16 protein-coding genes are annotated in these 16,236 nt (G+C 46.5%); 4 read left to right on the top strand and 12 right to left on the bottom strand.

From position 1 onward, the window contains the following. Window positions 1-8: 8 nt before the first annotated feature. The 4 genes from prmC to rho all read right to left on the bottom strand — a co-directional run bounded on the left by prmC (window position 9) and on the right by rho (window position 3,619). The gene (prmC, locus tag ACLROL_RS04380; protein WP_087200264.1) at window positions 9-887 is read right to left on the bottom strand and encodes a peptide chain release factor N(5)-glutamine methyltransferase; all 879 of its coding nucleotides are present in this window, start codon (window positions 885-887) and stop codon (window positions 9-11) included. Continuing rightward, window positions 884-1,861 (bottom strand): DUF1385 domain-containing protein, encoded by a 978-nt coding sequence (locus ACLROL_RS04375; RefSeq protein ID WP_413067394.1) that lies wholly within the window; start codon window positions 1,859-1,861, stop codon window positions 884-886. The genes prmC and ACLROL_RS04375 overlap by 4 nt, the downstream gene beginning before the upstream one ends. A gap of 64 nt (window positions 1,862-1,925) precedes the next feature. Further along, window positions 1,926-2,132, bottom strand: a complete 207-nt coding sequence (gene rpmE / locus ACLROL_RS04370) for a 50S ribosomal protein L31 (protein WP_087168467.1) — start codon at window positions 2,130-2,132, stop codon at window positions 1,926-1,928. Between the two features lie 110 nt (window positions 2,133-2,242). After that, the gene (gene rho, locus ACLROL_RS04365; RefSeq protein ID WP_413067398.1) at window positions 2,243-3,619 is read right to left on the bottom strand and encodes a transcription termination factor Rho; all 1,377 of its coding nucleotides are present in this window, start codon (window positions 3,617-3,619) and stop codon (window positions 2,243-2,245) included. Window positions 3,620-3,836: 217 nt separating this feature from the next. Here rho and ACLROL_RS04360 point away from each other — a divergent pair, with 217 nt between their 5' ends. Genes ACLROL_RS04360 through ACLROL_RS04350 form a run of 3 tightly spaced genes read left to right on the top strand, consistent with a single transcriptional unit; the run spans window position 3,837 to window position 6,463 of the window. Beyond that, window positions 3,837-4,994, top strand: coding sequence for an NADP-dependent malic enzyme (locus ACLROL_RS04360; protein WP_087200260.1), 1,158 nt, complete (start codon window positions 3,837-3,839; stop codon window positions 4,992-4,994). A 1-nt stretch (window position 4,995) separates the two neighbouring features. Beyond that, window positions 4,996-5,937 carry a TIGR01212 family radical SAM protein gene (locus tag ACLROL_RS04355; RefSeq protein ID WP_413067393.1) on the top strand — a complete coding sequence of 314 codons (942 nt, stop codon included), beginning with the start codon at window positions 4,996-4,998 and terminating at the stop codon, window positions 5,935-5,937. Between the two features lie 13 nt (window positions 5,938-5,950). Further along, the gene (locus tag ACLROL_RS04350) at window positions 5,951-6,463 is read left to right on the top strand and encodes a DUF4364 family protein (RefSeq protein ID WP_087200256.1); all 513 of its coding nucleotides are present in this window, start codon (window positions 5,951-5,953) and stop codon (window positions 6,461-6,463) included. 34 nt (window positions 6,464-6,497) lie between these two features. Here ACLROL_RS04350 and ACLROL_RS04345 read toward each other — a convergent pair whose 3' ends face one another. The 5 genes from ACLROL_RS04345 to ACLROL_RS04325 all read right to left on the bottom strand — a co-directional run bounded on the left by ACLROL_RS04345 (window position 6,498) and on the right by ACLROL_RS04325 (window position 11,625). Next, the gene (locus ACLROL_RS04345; protein WP_413067392.1) at window positions 6,498-7,823 is read right to left on the bottom strand and encodes a replication-associated recombination protein A; all 1,326 of its coding nucleotides are present in this window, start codon (window positions 7,821-7,823) and stop codon (window positions 6,498-6,500) included. Window positions 7,824-7,836: 13 nt separating this feature from the next. Further along, window positions 7,837-8,556, bottom strand: a complete 720-nt coding sequence (locus ACLROL_RS04340; protein ID WP_087200253.1) for a ThiF family adenylyltransferase — start codon at window positions 8,554-8,556, stop codon at window positions 7,837-7,839. A gap of 19 nt (window positions 8,557-8,575) precedes the next feature. Further along, a complete protein-coding gene (locus tag ACLROL_RS04335) occupies window positions 8,576-9,280 on the bottom strand; it encodes a polysaccharide deacetylase family protein (protein WP_287447864.1) in 705 nt (234 codons plus the stop codon). 79 nt (window positions 9,281-9,359) lie between these two features. Next, window positions 9,360-9,956 (bottom strand): flavin reductase family protein, encoded by a 597-nt coding sequence (locus ACLROL_RS04330; RefSeq protein ID WP_087200249.1) that lies wholly within the window; start codon window positions 9,954-9,956, stop codon window positions 9,360-9,362. Between the two features lie 16 nt (window positions 9,957-9,972). Beyond that, on the bottom strand, window positions 9,973-11,625 hold the full coding sequence (locus tag ACLROL_RS04325; RefSeq protein WP_087200247.1) for a putative manganese-dependent inorganic diphosphatase: 1,653 nt from the start codon (window positions 11,623-11,625) through the stop codon (window positions 9,973-9,975). A 151-nt stretch (window positions 11,626-11,776) separates the two neighbouring features. Here ACLROL_RS04325 and ACLROL_RS04320 point away from each other — a divergent pair, with 151 nt between their 5' ends. Then, window positions 11,777-12,478 (top strand): S1 RNA-binding domain-containing protein, encoded by a 702-nt coding sequence (locus ACLROL_RS04320; RefSeq protein ID WP_413067391.1) that lies wholly within the window; start codon window positions 11,777-11,779, stop codon window positions 12,476-12,478. Window positions 12,479-12,539: 61 nt separating this feature from the next. Here the strand turns inward: ACLROL_RS04320 and ACLROL_RS04315 are convergent, their stop codons facing one another. The 3 genes from ACLROL_RS04315 to ACLROL_RS04305 are packed head-to-tail and all read right to left on the bottom strand — an operon-like array spanning window position 12,540 to window position 16,146. Next, window positions 12,540-14,456 carry an NAD(+) synthase gene (locus ACLROL_RS04315; protein ID WP_413067390.1) on the bottom strand — a complete coding sequence of 639 codons (1,917 nt, stop codon included), beginning with the start codon at window positions 14,454-14,456 and terminating at the stop codon, window positions 12,540-12,542. Between the two features lie 30 nt (window positions 14,457-14,486). Further along, a complete protein-coding gene (hslO, locus tag ACLROL_RS04310) occupies window positions 14,487-15,368 on the bottom strand; it encodes an Hsp33 family molecular chaperone HslO (RefSeq protein WP_087200241.1) in 882 nt (293 codons plus the stop codon). Between the two features lie 19 nt (window positions 15,369-15,387). Continuing rightward, window positions 15,388-16,146: a class I SAM-dependent DNA methyltransferase gene (locus tag ACLROL_RS04305; RefSeq protein WP_087211831.1), complete on the bottom strand. Its 759-nt coding sequence runs from the start codon at window positions 16,144-16,146 to the stop codon at window positions 15,388-15,390. Window positions 16,147-16,236 lie beyond the last annotated feature (90 nt).

Raw genomic sequence — 16,236 nt, 5'->3', positions numbered from 1 at the left:
AATTCCTCCTAATTTTCTCTTGCTCTATTGTACACGCCGCCTACTACACGGTCAAGTCCTGCCAGATCCTTTTTTACATACACACTGTCAAAGCCCGCGTCCTTCATCATAGCGGAAACTGCCTCCCCCTGATCATATCCGATCTCAAAAATCAGCCTTCCTTCGTCATTCAGGAAATCCGAAGCTCTCTCCGTGATCCTTTGGTAAAAATAAAGGCCGTCCTCTTTTCCGTCCAGTGCCTGGAACGGATCGTGAAGCCTTACTTCTTCTTGCAGTTTCTCTATCTCTTTTGTCCGGATGTACGGAGGATTGGACACGATCATGTCAAATCTTCCCGTTATCTCTTCAAAAAGATCACTCTTTATGAACGCCGCCTTCTCTTTTGAAACCTCCAAAATCTTCTGGTTTTCCCTGGCAATCCGGAGCGCTTCTTCCGATAAGTCCGATCCGATTCCGCTCCTGCTGCCATGACTGTCCATCTTCATGAGACTCAGAAGAATGCATCCGGAACCAGTACACAAATCCAGAATCCGAATATTTCTCCCCTGTCCTTCCATTACGTGGCAGAAAGCGTCCGCATCTTCCACAAGTATCTCCGTATCCTGTCTCGGAATAAGGACATTGCCGTTTACACGAAATGAATACCCCATAAATTCCTGTACACCCGTGAGATGCTGGAGCGGAATATGCTCTCCTCGCCTGTGCAGCATTTCCTGGTACTTTCTCTCCTGATCTTCCGGCAGTTCTTCTCTGTCTTTCACATAATACATCGCCTTGTTGATCCCGGTCACATGCTCAAATAAAAGCCACGCATCCAGCTCATACTCTTCTATCCCACATTCCATGAGATACAGCTTTCCCCGGTTCAGCGCTTCCCTAAACGTCACGGTGTTCCCTCCTGCATTTCCGGTATTCCTTTGTTTTCTTCCTGTTCCGGGTAACTCTTCCCAAAATTTTCTTTCAGGTACGCTCTCCAGTCAAAGACCGCCTCCACCGATGCGATTCCCACTTCGATCATACGGTCATCTGGTTCTTTTGTTGTAAGTCCCTGAAGCCAGAGTCCCGGCTTACTTAAAATGTTTACAACAGGATGATCTGAATTTCCTGCCAGACGGATGATCTCATAGGAAATCCCTGCAATGACCGGCAGAAGCGCAATCCGAATCACAACTCTAAGCACATGGGATTCCGTCTGGACAAAGAACAGAAGAACAATGCCGACGATCATGACAAACATCAGAAAACTTGTCCCGCAGCGCTTATGCTCCTTCGAGCTGTTTCTCACGTTTTCCACTGTGAGCGGCAGTCCATGCTCGATGCAGTTGATACATTTATGCTCCGCTCCGTGGTACTGATAAAGCCGGCTGATATCTTCCATTTTTGAGATAAGCCAGATATATACTACAAAAATCACAATCCGGATGACACCTTCCAGAATGATCCGGACTGTGTAAGACGGGATGACCGTTTTTAAAAGATCTGAAAGAAAATACGGAAGCACCATGAAGATTCCTATGGCCAGGACAAATGACACAGCCGTGATGATACCGGTCAGAATCTTGTCCATCTTCTCTCTTTTCAACGCTTCCTTCTCCGTGATCTCTTTTTCTTCCTCTTCTTCAAAGCTTGCCGAATAAGTCAATGTCTTCATCCCAAGAACCATGGAATCGATGAAATTAAAGATTCCCCTTACAAATGGGATGTGCAAAAGCTTTTTGTGAGATTTCACAATACTTTCGTACTTGCCGCTTTCCACAGTGATCGTTCCGTCCGGCGTCCGGACCGTCACCGCGTACTCGTCTTTGTGCTTCATCATCACACCTTCTAAGACGGCCTGCCCTCCAACATTTGATGATTTCATACAAACTCCTCAATAATATGAAACGGGCTGAGATCGCCTGACCTCAGCCCAAATTTTCTGAATCTTATTTGCTTTCGATTCCGTATTTTTTGTTAAACTTATCAACACGGCCACGAGCCTGAGTCGCTTTCTGCTGTCCTGTGTAGAACGGGTGGCATTTAGAACAGATTTCAACATGGATATCTTCTTTTGTAGAACCTGTTACGAATGTGTTCCCACAGTTGCATGTTACAGTTGCCTGATGATATGCTGGATGGATTCCTTCTTTCATGATTTTCACCTCTTCTTGTTTTATTCGTCTCACACAGATTTCTCTGCGACTAATTGTCTTTAAACAGCGGATTAATCATATCATATCCGAATATGTTTTGCAAGCTTTTTTTAAATAAACTTCATTTTCTTTACTGTCTGCACAAGCTCCGCGTTTGTTTTCGTCCGGTTAAACAGGTTCAGAATGTTGTCAACCGCCTCATCCGACTTCATGCCGTTTAGTGCGCGGCGCATGATATAGACTGCTTCCTGCTCTTCCGGTGTAAGGAGAAGATCTTCTCTTCTCGTTCCGGATTTTGGAATATCGATAGCCGGGAACACTCTTTTTTCGGAAAGTTTTCTGTCAAGCACAAGTTCCATATTTCCGGTACCTTTGAATTCTTCATAGATGACATCATCCATTTTACTTCCCGTATCTACCAATGCGGTAGCCAGAATTGTGAGACTTCCGCCTTCCCTCATATTTCTTGCTGCTCCAAAAAAACGTTTCGGCATATGGAGAGCCGCCGGGTCAAGTCCTCCGGACAGAGTCCTTCCGCTTGGCGGGACCACAAGGTTATACGCCCTTGCAAGACGTGTGATGCTGTCCAGAAGGATGACGACATCCTTTTTATGCTCTACCAGACGCTTTGCGCGTTCGATCAGCATCTCTGATACTCTCTTGTGGTGATCCGGAAGTTCATCAAATGTGGAATAGATCACTTCCACATTTTTCCCCCTGATACTCTCTTTGATATCGGTTACTTCTTCCGGACGTTCATCGATCAGCAATACCAGGAGATGCATTTCCGGATTATTCTTAAGAATGGAGAGCGCCGTTTCTTTTAAAAGTGTTGTCTTTCCTGCCTTCGGAGGAGACACGATCATTCCTCTTTGGCCTTTTCCGATCGGGGATAAAAGATCCATGATCCTCATGGCTGTAGAACTGTTGTAGCATTCCATGCGAAGCCGTTCATTCGGGAAAATCGGTGTAAGATCCTCAAAGCTCCTCCTTTTTGTGGCTTCCGCCGGCGGGATTCCATTGATCTTTGTCAAATATAAAAGCGCGCTGAATTTTTCAGACTGCGTCTTGATTCTTGTATTTCCTGTGATGATATCCCCTGTCTTCAGCCCAAAACGACGTATCTGCGAAGGGGATACGTAGACATCGTTTTCTCCGGGAAGATAGTTTTCGCACCGGATAAAACCGTATCCATCCGGGAGCACCTCGAGGATACCCTGCGCACTCATACCACTGTCCAGCTCCGAAATATCCATTCCCATCTTTTCTTTTTCGTTTTTATTTTCTTCTTTCCGGGCTGTATCAGTCTCTGTTTTTTCCTCTTTTGTATTTGAATCTTCCTCTTCTTTGGCATTGGCCTTTTTGTCTTCCTCCAGCAGCCGATCGATCAGCTCCGACTTTTTCAGTGCAGAAGTCCCTTTCAGCCCTCTTGCTTTAGCGACATCTTTCAACACTGCCAGAGAAAGAGTTTCGTATTTTTCTTTCATATCCATCATTATTCTGTTTTCATTCCTTTCTGCAATGTCGGGAAATTCAGTCTGACCAGACCTGTCTCGAAATAATATTTAAAGTATAACTTATTATTCACGAATTGAAAAGCCCTTTTTCCAAATTGTTTATTGCACCAGACATTTATCAATGGTATTATGGTTTATAAAGGTGTGCAGGAATGCACATACTATTATAGAAGAAAAGGTGAATCATATGTCAGCAGACAATACATTAGAAAAAGCGCTGAAAATGCACGAACTCTGGAACGGAAAAATCGAGACTACTGCAAAATCTCACGTAAAATCCAGGGAGGACCTGGCTGTCGCATATACGCCCGGCGTTGCAGAGCCGTGCAAGGTCATTGCAAAGGATAAGGAGGCCGCTTACAAATATACGATGAAGGCAAATACCATCGCCGTTGTCTCCGATGGAAGTGCGGTTCTCGGACTTGGCAACATTGGTGCACACGCAGCTATGCCTGTCATGGAAGGAAAGGCCGTACTTTTCAAAGAATTCGGCGGAGTCAATGCGGTCCCGATCTGCCTGGATACACAGGATACAGAAGAGATTATCCGCACCATCGTACACATTGCTCCTGCATTTGGAGGCATCAATCTGGAAGATATTTCCGCCCCTCGCTGTTTTGAAATTGAAGAGCGGTTAAAAGAACTTCTTGATATCCCGGTCTTCCACGATGACCAGCATGGAACGGCCATCGTTGTGCTTGCTGGTATCATCAATGCCCTGAAAGTTGTTAAAAAGGAGAAGGAATCCTGTAAAGTTGTTGTAAACGGAGCCGGATCTGCAGGCGTAGCCATCACAAAACTGCTGCTTACCTACGGTTTCCGCGATGTTGTTATGTGTGACATCAACGGCATCATCTCCAAAGACTCCCCGGATCTCAACTGGATGCAGCAAAAGATGGCGGAAGTTACAAATCTGCAGAACCATCATGGCACGCTCGCCGATGCACTGAAAGGAGCCGACATTTTCGTCGGAGTTTCTGCACCAAATATTGTCACAAAGGAGATGGTGGCTTCCATGAATCCGGACTCCATTCTCTTTGCCATGGCAAATCCGGTGCCTGAGATCATGCCGGATCTTGCCAGGGAAGCAGGGGCCAGAGTCATTGGAACCGGCCGAAGTGATTTCCCGAATCAGGTCAATAATGTGGTGGCTTTCCCTGGCATCTTTAAAGGTGCTCTGGAAGGTCGTGCTTCCCAGATCACGGAAGATATGAAACTTGCTACCGCTCATGCCATCGCGGGGCTCATCCCGGATGAAGAACTCAGTGAGACAAACATCCTGCCTGAAGCTTTTGATCCTCGTGTGGCTGACGCTGTAAGCGCTGCCGTGAAGGCGTTGATCTGATATGGCAGAGTATCCGTATCGCCGTGACGGCAGACGCTACTATTCCCTTGACAGTTATCTGAAAACGAAATACAACGAAAAAATGTACAAACTTTCCTTAAACGGAGGCTTTACATGTCCAAACCGGGACGGAACATGCGGAACTGGCGGCTGCATTTTTTGCAGTCGGGGAGGAAGCGGCGATTTTGCCGGGGATTCCCGGCTTTCCATCCGCCGTCAGATTGAGTTTCAGAAGGCGCGTCTGAAATCCAAATACCACGGTCACTCTTATATCGCCTATTTTCAGGCTTTTACAAACACATATGCTCCGATCGAAAAACTGCGCGCTGTCTTTTCGGAGGCAATCAAAGATCCGGAAGTCCGGATCCTCTCCGTGGCTACCCGCCCGGACTGTCTCCCGGCAGAAACGATTGCCCTCCTCTCGGAACTAAACCGGATCAAACCTGTCTGGGTGGAACTTGGTCTTCAGACAATCCATCCAAGCACGGCGCAATTTATCCGAAGAGGCTATGATCTGGCGGTATTTGACCGTGCTGTCTCGCTTCTTCGCGCGGAAGGGATCGATGTGATCGTTCACATGATCCTCTATCTTCCAGGGGAGACAAAGAGCAATATGCTGGAGACGATCGATTATCTGAACCGGATGGATATCCAGGGTGTCAAGCTTCAGCTGCTGCATGTGCTGGATGGAACAGATCTTGGCGATCTCTATCGGGAACACCCTTTTCCTCTCCCTTCCATGGAAGAATACCTGGATTTTCTCGGCGTCTGCATCTGTTCGCTCCGTTCGGATATCGTCATCCACCGTCTTACCGGAGACGGACCAAAATCCATCCTGATCGCGCCGCTTTGGACTGCGAACAAACGGCTTGTCTTGAACCGTATGGCTCAGTCATTTAAAGAAAAGGATGTATGGCAGGGAAAGAACTGTAGATTTTTGTAGAAAGGAGCAGTCCATGTCTGAAACCTTTACGCTCTATAAGCTGATCATTTTATATATGCTGGAAAAGGTGGATTTTCCCCTTACGAATGCGCAGATATCGGACTTTATACTCGGGAAAGGATATACAACATATTTCACACTGCAAAAAGCCCTGTCAGAGCTTGCTGATTCGGGGCTGATCCGGGAAGAGACAACTCATAACCGGACATTGTATCATCTGACAGAAGAAGGGCTTGAGTCCATTTCCTATTTTGAAAACAAGATATCTGATGCCATAAAAAAAGATGTGTATGATTTTTTTGTGGAGAAAAAATTTTCCCTCAAAAATGAAGTATCCGTCAAATCGGATTATTACCGAAATACAAAAGGCGAGTTTTCTGTCCGTTGTCAGGTCATCGAGCAGAACATGCCTCTCATTGATCTTACCGTGACAGTTCCATCCGAGGAAGAGGCGGAAGTTATTGTATCTAACTGGACTGCCAGAAATCAGGAAATCTACGCCTATATTATGACACATCTTCTTTGAGATTGTTTCAGGCCGCGTCTTTTGACGCGGCCTGCTATTTTTCTTTCTGTCCCCGTATGAAACGAAGCCATTCTCCGATTTCTTTTTCTTTCCCATTTTCTCCCGGATGATAAAACACAGTTCCTTTGATCTCATCCGGAAGATATTGCTGATCCACATAGTGATATGGATAATTGTGGGCATACTTGTATCCGATACCGTGTCCAAGTTCCTCGTGTCCGCCGTAGTGGGCATCCTGGAGATGTGCAGGGACAGTCGTCCGATATTGCTTTACATTCTGCATCGCCTCACTTATCGCCATGACTGCAGAATTGCTTTTCGGCGCTCCTGCAATGTAGAGGACAGCCTGGGCAAGAATGATCTGTGCCTCCGGCATCCCAATCCGTTCCACCGCCTGAGCAGCGGAAACCGCAACCGTAAGTGCCATCGAATCTGCATTTCCCACATCTTCAGACGCACAGATCATAATCCGCCTCGCAATGAATTTCACGTCCTCCCCCGCGTAAAGCATCTTTGCCAGGTAATAGACAGCCGCGTCCGGATCAGATCCTCTCATGCTTTTTATGAATGCGGATATTGTATCGTAATGGTTGTCCCCGTCTTTGTCGTAACGGACGACTCTTTTCTGAATACACTCTGACACAACATCCAGTGTCAGGTGGATTTTTCCGTCTTTCTCTCTCTCCGTCGTCAAGACAGCCAGTTCTACCGCATTTAATGCAAGGCGGGCATCTCCTCCTGCCAGATCAGCCAGAAACTCTTCCGCATCTGGATCGATGACAGCATGATAGCTTCCCATCCCTTTCTTTTCATCATAGACAGCCCTCTCAATCAACACTTTGATCTCATCTTTCGAGAGAGGTTTCAGTTCAAAAACCGTGGATCTGGAAATCAGCGCCCGGTTGACCTCAAAATATGGGTTCTCCGTGGTGGCTCCGATGAGAATGACCGTTCCGTCTTCCACAAATGGAAGCAGGTAATCCTGCTGCCCTTTATTGAACCGGTGGATCTCATCGATGAACAGGATCGTCTTCTTGCGGTACATCCCCAGTGTCTTTTTTGCCTCCTCCACGACTGCTTCCATATCTTTTTTCCCCGCCACAGTAGCATTGATCTGGCAAAACTGTGCACTTGTAGCGTTCGCAATGACCTTGGCCAGAGTTGTCTTCCCGGTACCCGGGGGCCCGTAAAAGATAACGGAATTCAGTTTGTCTGCCTTGATGGCCCGGTACAACAGTTTTCCTTTTCCGATGATGTGCTGCTGGCCTACCACCTCTTCCAGGGTAGTCGGCCGAAGTCTTGAAGCAAGCGGAGCCTCTTTCTCCTGTTGAAGTTCTCTGGCATATTCAAATAAATCCATCTTCAGTACCTCCTTATCTGCATCCTGCAAGATCCCTGATCACTTCCCCCGCAATCATAAGCCCTGCAACCGGAGGGACAAAGGAGATACTGCCAGGAAGCGAACGCCTTGCCCCCTTTTCTTCCTCCGTCTCCCGGTTTTTCGTATCGATGGGTTTTTCTTTGGAGTACAGCACCTTCAAATGCCGGACACCTCGCTTTTTCAGTTCCTTGCGCATAACTTTACACAGAGGACAAACGGACGTCTCTTCAAGATCTGCGATCTCAAAACATTCTGCGTGCAGTTTGTTCCCTGTCCCCATACTGCTGATAATCGGTATTTCTTTCTCTTTCGCGTACATGACAAGGGCAATTTTTGCCGTAACAGTATCTATGGCATCGATGATATAATCCGGCTGATCCTGAAACACCTCTTCCAGGTTTTCCGGAAGCACAAACTGCTCATATGTTACCACTTCCGTCTCAGGGGAAATATCTGCAATCCGTTCTTTCATGACCTTTGTCTTATACTGTCCGACTGTACTGTGGTAAGCGATAGACTGCCTGTTGATATTGGTAAGAGACACAGTGTCATTGTCGATGAGGATCAACTTGCCGATCCCGCATCTTGCCAGAGCCTCGATACAATGCGATCCGACACCTCCTACACCAAACACCATTACGGAAGATTTCCTGAGCACTTCCATCTTCTCTTTGCCTAACAATAGTTCCGTCCTTGAAAATTCGTATATCATATTCAGACTCTCTTTCTGTTTATTCCATGATCAATTCATCGACTGTCACAAACTCATACCCTTTTTCTTTGAGAAGATCGATGATCTGAAGCGCCGCCTCCACCGAAGTTTCGTAACAGTCGTGCAATAAGATAATACCATTTTCTTTTGCCTTCGTCACTACTCTTCTTACGATTTCTCCCGAATCAGGGGTGCACCAGTCCAGCGGATCGATATCCCAAAGTACCGGTATCAGCTCCACATCCTCCAGGATTTCTTTTCTCCATTCGCCAAAAGGAGGACGGATAAAACTCACTTTCTCTCCCGTGATACCTTCCAGAACCTCATTCGTTTTCCCTATTTCTTCCATCTCTTTTTCTTTGCTTACCTTCGTCAGCTCAATATGATGATACGTATGATTCCCGATGAGATGTCCGTCCTTCTGGATCCGTTTAACAATTTCCGGATACTTTTCCGCCTGTTTTCCGATCAGGAAAAAGCTTGCCTTTACATTCCGCTCTTTCAGGCCATCCAAAAGCCTGACAGTATAGGATGCACTTGGCCCGTCATCGAAAGTAAGGGCGATCCTCTTTTCTTTTTCTTCCTGCACAGCTGCATTTCCTGCCGGATACGAAAGATTCCCTGCACGGGAAAGTATCCCGGCGGCACAAGCCGCAAATAAAAACAAAAGTTCCGCAATGATTTTGATTTTTTTCCCTGTTGTCGTTTTATTCAATCTTCCCACCACGATTCTTTCCGTCCGGTCTATCCTATTCTTCCGCACAAAAGAATAGAACAGGGAACAAAATGTTCCCTGCCCGTTTTTATTTCTTTCGTCTTTTCTTTTTTCCGTTTTTCTTCTTCACACTATAGCCAAATGTTCCGATTTCTTTTCCAAGTCCCAGATACTCTCCGTGGGAATATGCCAGAAGTCCTGTGTGATTCAGATTAAACTTTCCTTTCTCATCCATGTAAGATTTGCTGACCTGAACTGCCGTCACGCGTGCCAAAAACATATCATGTGTGCCAAGTCTTTTTATCTCTGTCACTTTACACTCAATGCTGACCGGACTTTCTGATATGATAGGCGCATACTCCAGGGAAACTGCTTTTCCCCGCGTCAGCCCTGTCTCTTTCCATTTGTCCATATCCTTTCCAGATCGGACGCCGCAGAAATCTGTCGCCCGCGCAAGTTTCTCCGTCGTAAGATTGACTACAAACTCCCCCGTCTCCTCGATCATGTGGTGGGAAAAGCGGTTTGGCCTCACGGAAATGTAAAGCATGGCCGGATCCGAGCAGACTGTTCCTGTCCATGCAACAGTTAAGATATTGTCCTTTCCGTCTTTGTCTGCACAGCTTACCATGACTGCCGGAAGTGGATAGAGCATATTGCCTGGTCGAAATATCTCTTTCTCTGTCATACGCCTTTCTCCTTATCTACTGCTGAATCTCGCTCACGATAGTCGGGATGAGCTGTTTCTTTCTGGACACCACACCAGGAAGATTGATCACGTCTGTGTCTTCCGGGAGCTCAAATGCATCCATAATGTATGCTTTGGCGTTATTGCCGCAGCATAAAAGCTCTGTGGACTGTTTCATGATATCTGTCAGCATGAAGTAAACCATGTCCAGACTGCTTTCTTTTAAGATTTCATCCAGGTGCGGCATAATCTTTGCTTTGATCTCCCTTAATTCTTCCTCACTCATGGAATTGATCTGTCCTACGCCAAATGACAGTTCATTGACACTGAATTCCTTGAAATCCTGGAAACAGATCTCCTGAGCTGACTTGTTCCCAAGATTGCTGCCCGCCTTGAACATTTCTCTTGCATGTTCTTCCAGTTGGATCTCTGCAATTTGCGCCAGTTCTCTCGCCGCTGCCTCGTCGATTGGCGTACAGGTAGGAGATCGGAATAAAAGTGTATCTGAGATGATGGCAGAGCAGAGCAGTCCCGCAGTGATCTTATCCGGTATAATCTGATTTTCCTGATACATCTGGTAAATGATCGTGGCCGTGCATCCAAGCGGCTGATTGCGGAAGTAGACCGGTCCCATCGTCTCCATGCTTCCCAGTCTGTGGTGATCTATGATCTCCAGGATCTCCGCTTCCTCAATCCCATCCACTGCCTGTGTCTTCTCATTGTGATCCACAAGAATGACCTGTTTTCTTTTTGGTTTCAAAAGTCTCCTTCTGGAGATAAATCCCACAAACCTTCCCTTTTTGTCAACAACCGGGAAATCACGGTATCGCTTTTTCGTCATGACTTCTTTGATCTCTTCCAGATAATCATTCATATGGAATGTCGTGAGATGTTCCTTTGTCATGAAACACTTGACCGGAATACTCTGGTTGATCAGTCTGGCTGTCGTAAAGGTGTCATGAGGGGTGCTGATGATTACCACATCCCGCTCTGCTGCCAGTTTCCGTATCGTCCTTGACACTTCCACGCCCTGGCAGATGACAAGACAGCTGGCATTCATCTCGATGGCACAAAGCTGTGACTCATACCGGTTTCCTACGATAACAAGGTCATCTTCTTCAATGAAGTTTTCCATCATATCCGGGCTGGATGCTGCAATAACGACCTTTCCTTTGATGAAGTAAGCATGCTCATTTCCTATCACGGTCGTTCCATCCAGCGTCTGAGCAATACTTCTGTACTGTGTCCTCGCCACAGAGAGCAGATGGCTGTCATGCTGCTCCATGTAGGAATTGGCAATATCTCCGATCGTGATGATCCCTTCCAGTTTATGATCATTCAATACCGGGAGCGTCTTGATATTATGTTCTTTCATCCTGCTCCATACCTCCCGGAGGGAAGCACTGCTAGGCACTCCTTCTACCTTTCCTATGTCTACATCTTTCAGCTGCTGAAAAACATTGTTCAGAAGTGCCGGTTCCGGAACCCCGAATGTATCGAGGACATAGCGCGTCTCTTCTGAAATTTCACCGGCCCGCTTTGCTACATAGTTTTTTCCGGTTATCATTTTTTTCAGATTTGCGTACGCGATCGCCGAACAGATAGAATCCGTATCCGGATTTTTATGGCCGACAATATAGATTTTTCGTTCTTTTTCGTTTAAAGTCATACCTGTCTATTATCCTTTCGAATCTGTCTACCATTAGAGTAGCATTTTTTTTCTTTTAAGCCAACTGTTTTTTTCTTTTTCTTGTCTGCATTCTATGCTATACTGATAGTTAAGCAATTATCAAAATATGAATAAAGAGGTGTATACAAAAATGAGCGAACAACAGTTAGAAAAAGCTCCGGCATCCAACGAGCCGGTACAGGAATCCATGAAAGATTATGAAGATCAGTTCGATATTGCAAACCCATGGAATATTGTACAGAGATATATGGATGAAAAGACCACCCTTACCCTCAAAGTAGAAGGAATCGTAAACGGCGGCGTGATCGTTAAGGTTGAAGGGCTTCGAGGATTCATCCCTGCATCCCGTCTGTCTCTTACCTATATCGAAAATCTGGAAGATTACCTTTTAAAAGATGTGCGCGTCAGAGTGATCGACGCTGATGAATCTGAAAATCGTCTCGTACTGTCTGCCCGTGAAATCTTAAAAGAAGAGGAAGCACAGGAAAAAGCTGAAAAAATTTCCAAGATCCATGTGGGAGATATCATGGAAGGCGAAGTGCAAAGCATCCAATCCTACGGTGCTTTCATCCGATTTGCAGACGGTCTTTCCGGTCTCGTCCATGTATCACAGGTGTGCGAAAAGCGAATCAAGACACCTGCCGATGTCCTGAAAAAAGGAGATACCGTCAAAGTCAAAGTCATCGGGATCAAAGATGGAAAGTTAAGCCTCAGCATAAAAGCGCTGATCGAGGCAGAAGAAGAAAAGGAACCGGAAATCGATGTGCCGCTTCCAAAATCCGAAGAAATCGGCACAAAACTGGGAGATCTCTTCAAAAATATAAGTCTTTAGTCTTTACGGAAACAGCAGACCGAACCATTTCGGCTCAGTCTGCTGTTTCTTTTTGCAGTTTTTAAGGTTCTATATCTTCCAAATCCCGGATCCACACATCTGCGCATGCATCGCTTGGCATTCTCCAATCTCCCCTCGGCGAGAGCGCCACGGTCCCTACTTTCGGTCCGTCCGGCAGACAGGATCTCTTGAACTGTTGGGAGAAAAATCTCCAGTAAAATTTCTTAAGCCATTTCAGAATAGTCTTTTCTTCGTACATCCCGTCAAAGGCAATCTTCGCGATCCGATAAATTTTGGACGGCTCGTAACCAAAACGAAGTACATAGTAGAGGAAAAAGTCGTGAAGTTCATACGGTCCTACCAAATCTTCTGTCTTCTGCGCAATCTGTCCGTCCTCTGGAGGAAGAAGTTCAGGGCTTACCGGCGTATCCAGAACATCCTCCAGGACTGCCTGCAGCTCGTTATCCCCGCACGTGTCCGCGTAATACTTTACGAGATGGCGTACCAAGGTCTTCGGCACAGATGCATTGACCCCGTACATGGACATATGATCTCCGTTGTAAGTAGCCCACCCAAGGGCCAGCTCCGACATGTCTCCGGTACCAATGACCAGCCCCCCATCTTTGTTGGCAATATCCATCAGCACTTGTGTACGCTCTCTCGCCTGTCCGTTTTCATATGTCACGCTGTGATCATCCATATCATGTCCGATGTCCCTGAAGTGGATCGTGACCGCTTCTCTGATCGGCACCTCCAACAGTGTCGCCCCAAGCTTTTTGGACATCAGACAGGCATTCTGATATGTCCGGTCTGTCGTTCCAAAGCAAGGCATCGTGACGGCTTTGATCTGTTCCCGCGGAATGGAAAGCATGTCAAACGCTTTCGCCGTCACGAGTAAAGCCAAAGTGGAATCCAAGCCGCCAGATATTCCGACTACCGCACTTTGAGCGCGGGTATGAAGAAGCCTCTTTTTCAGTCCCATTGCCTGGATCGTGAGGATTTCCTCGCATCTTCTCTCCCGCTCCTTTGTCGCCTGAGGAACAAAAGGGAGAGGCGAAAATGTTCTGGAAAGCACCGTCTCTTCCTGTCCTACGGAAAATGTTACCTTTGTGAGTTCTTTTTTCCCGTTTGCCTTAAACGTCGTATTTTTTCTTCTCTCGGAAAGCAGTCTTTGAATATCGATCTCACTGTATATGATCTCATTTCGGAATCTTTGTGAGGCTGCAAGGATCGTTCCGTTTTCCGCTATGATATTGTGTCCTCCGAACACCACATCCGTAGTGGATTCTCCCTCTCCGGCATTTGCGTATACATAACCGGCGATCAGCCTGGCGGACTGACCTTTGATCAGTTCTTCCCGGTAACGATCTTTTCCGATGGTTTCATCGCTGGCAGAACAGTTGACGATGATCACTGCCCCCTCCATCGCTTCCTGTATACTTGGAGGGATCGGCGACCAGACATCCTCGCAGATCTCCGCCGCCACAATAAGCCCTTCTACCTCTTCTGATTCAAAAAGAATCTTTGGGCCAAACGGAATCGTCTCCCCAAGAAAACGGATATTCCGTACCGTATCCGGTCCCGGACAAAATTGCCTCATCTCGTAAAATTCTCCGTAATTCGGAAGAAAGGTCTTTGTCGTAAGTCCAAGGAGTTTTCCTTTGCAGACAGCAGCTGCCGTATTGAAAAGCTCCCCGTCCGCCTCTACCGGACATCCAATGAAAACCAGGGCATCCACATCTTGGGACGCTGCAATAATCTTCCCAAGCCCTTTCTTTGCCTCCTTCAAAAGCACATCCTGGGTAAACAAATCCCCACATGTATATCCGGTAATACAAAGTTCCGGAAATACAATGATCTTCGCTCCCAGACCGGCCGCCTCTTTCATCTTTTTTATGATTTCTTCCGTATTATACGCTACATCAGCCACACGGATATCAGGCGTGACTGCCGCTGTCTTGATAAATCCCTGTCTCATGCTTCTCCTCTTTTCTTTCCCGCAGAACTTCTATTTTCTTTTTGCGTATTGCAAGATTTCCTTTAATTCCTCGACACTGTATGTGTAAGCTGTGTTGCAGAAATGGCACTTCACTTCAATATCTTTGCCTTCGCTGATCATCTCCTCGATGTCTTTCTTCCCGATACTGATGATCGCTTTTGCAACCTTTTCTTTGGAGCAGTCACAATAAAATTTTGTCGGCATCGTGTCCGTGATCTCCACTTCCATCCCTTTTAACACTTCAGAAAGAAGCTGCTCTGGTGTATATCCTTTTTCCAGCATCGCTGTGACAGAATGGATATTTTTGATATTTTCCTCCAGCTGCTCCAGTACTTTTTCCTCGATAAACGGCATGACCTGCACGATGAATCCGCCGGCACATTTTACCGTATTATCTTTCTCCATGAGCACGCCAAGCCCCACGGAAGACGGGACCTGCTCAGAGTTGGCAAAATAATACGTAAGATCATCTCCGATCTCCCCTGTCTGCAAAATCGTCTGTCCTACGTATGGTTCTTTGAGCCCCATATCTTTGATCACATTCATAAGGCCAATGCCAAGCGCTCCCCCTACATCCAGTTTTCCGTTTTTCGGCGGCAGCATGACATCCGGGTTTTCCACATACCCCTTGACATTGGCATGGCTGTCCGCTGTTACCGTAAGTCCCTGAATCGGTCCGCTTCCTTTGATCTGGACAGTGAGCACATCCGTATCATTTTTCATCATACTTCCCATCATGGCGCCCGCCGTGAGAAGCCGGCCAAGCGCAGCCGTTGCCACTGGACTCGTATTGTGATGTCTCCTTGCCGTCTCCACCATCTCGCGTGACGTCACGGCAAACGCTCGAATCTGACTGCCTGCTGCAGTCGCTCTTACAAGATAATCCTTCATTATTCTTCCTCTTTTCGTTCTATTTTCTCTTTTTTTGGCATTCCTGCGCGATCACGTAGACCCTCTCGCTTGACTCGTCCGGCGCTTCTTTTGAGAATGCCTCGTAGGATGCAAGAAAACGCAGGCCGGAAGCCTCCACGATGTCTTTCATCTCCTCTATCGTATACCCTCTCTGGTAATGAGTCTCCTCAAACTTCCGATACAATTCCCCTTCCTTCACGAAGACAGCCAGGTCATACTCGTTGATCTTTTCCTTTTCATAATAATAGTTTTCCCAGATAAAGCTGCATTCTTCCCTGTTCTCCGCGATGGTAGTGTCTCCCATAATGTCCTTGTATTTGTGGACGGTATTGAAGTCGAACAGAAAAAGCCCTTCCGGATCCAGATAATTGTTGACAAGACGGAACACTTCCGTGAGTTCCTCAGGCGACGTGATATAGTTGACAGAATCACACACACTGACAACTGCCCTCACAGTGCCGTAGAGTTCAAACTCTCTCATATCCTGAAGCAGATACAGAATATCATTTCCGGAGTCCTCTTTTTTCTTCATCGCGATTTCCAGCATTTCCTCCGAATAGTCTACCCCGATCATATCATAACCGCTTTCTGACAACAATTCCGTCATCGTACCAGTTCCACATCCAAGGTCCAGGACAAGACCGTCTCTGATGCCGTATTCTCTTAAGATTCCGATGATATAGTCTGCCCATTCCTCGTACGGAATATTGTCCATAAACGTATCATATACTTCCGCAAACCCTGTATATGCATCCATCTTTTCTTTCCTCCTGCCGTCTGGCCTTTCAGATGCTCATCTGCATCCGAATATCCGGCTTATTATAGCATGATTTTTCAGATTTTAAAA

It is taken from the genome of Sellimonas sp., assembly GCF_047234585.1.
In the GTDB taxonomy this organism is placed as follows: Bacteria; Bacillota; Clostridia; order Lachnospirales; family Lachnospiraceae; genus Sellimonas; species Sellimonas caecigallum.
Note: the sequence above shows the minus strand (reverse complement) of the source record. Positions and strands in the feature narration are given on the sequence as shown.

What these genes read in the sequence shown, in the direction of transcription:
- ACLROL_RS04375 (WP_413067394.1), bottom strand. Translation starts at nt 1,861, where the DNA reads ATGAAATCATCAAATGTTGGAGGGCAGGCCGTCTTAGAAGGTGTGATG.
- rpmE (WP_087168467.1), bottom strand. Translation starts at nt 2,132, where the DNA reads ATGAAAGAAGGAATCCATCCAGCATATCATCAGGCAACTGTAACATGC.
- rho (WP_413067398.1), bottom strand. Translation starts at nt 3,619, where the DNA reads ATGAAAGAAAAATACGAAACTCTTTCTCTGGCAGTGTTGAAAGATGTC.
- ACLROL_RS04360 (WP_087200260.1), top strand. Translation starts at nt 3,837, where the DNA reads ATGTCAGCAGACAATACATTAGAAAAAGCGCTGAAAATGCACGAACTC.
- ACLROL_RS04355 (WP_413067393.1), top strand. Translation starts at nt 4,996, where the DNA reads ATGGCAGAGTATCCGTATCGCCGTGACGGCAGACGCTACTATTCCCTT.
- ACLROL_RS04350 (WP_087200256.1), top strand. Translation starts at nt 5,951, where the DNA reads ATGTCTGAAACCTTTACGCTCTATAAGCTGATCATTTTATATATGCTG.
- ACLROL_RS04345 (WP_413067392.1), bottom strand. Translation starts at nt 7,823, where the DNA reads ATGGATTTATTTGAATATGCCAGAGAACTTCAACAGGAGAAAGAGGCT.
- ACLROL_RS04340 (WP_087200253.1), bottom strand. Translation starts at nt 8,556, where the DNA reads ATGATATACGAATTTTCAAGGACGGAACTATTGTTAGGCAAAGAGAAG.
- ACLROL_RS04330 (WP_087200249.1), bottom strand. Translation starts at nt 9,956, where the DNA reads ATGACAGAGAAAGAGATATTTCGACCAGGCAATATGCTCTATCCACTT.
- ACLROL_RS04325 (WP_087200247.1), bottom strand. Translation starts at nt 11,625, where the DNA reads ATGACTTTAAACGAAAAAGAACGAAAAATCTATATTGTCGGCCATAAA.
- ACLROL_RS04320 (WP_413067391.1), top strand. Translation starts at nt 11,777, where the DNA reads ATGAGCGAACAACAGTTAGAAAAAGCTCCGGCATCCAACGAGCCGGTA.
- ACLROL_RS04315 (WP_413067390.1), bottom strand. Translation starts at nt 14,456, where the DNA reads ATGAGACAGGGATTTATCAAGACAGCGGCAGTCACGCCTGATATCCGT.
- hslO (WP_087200241.1), bottom strand. Translation starts at nt 15,368, where the DNA reads ATGAAGGATTATCTTGTAAGAGCGACTGCAGCAGGCAGTCAGATTCGA.
- ACLROL_RS04305 (WP_087211831.1), bottom strand. Translation starts at nt 16,146, where the DNA reads ATGGATGCATATACAGGGTTTGCGGAAGTATATGATACGTTTATGGAC.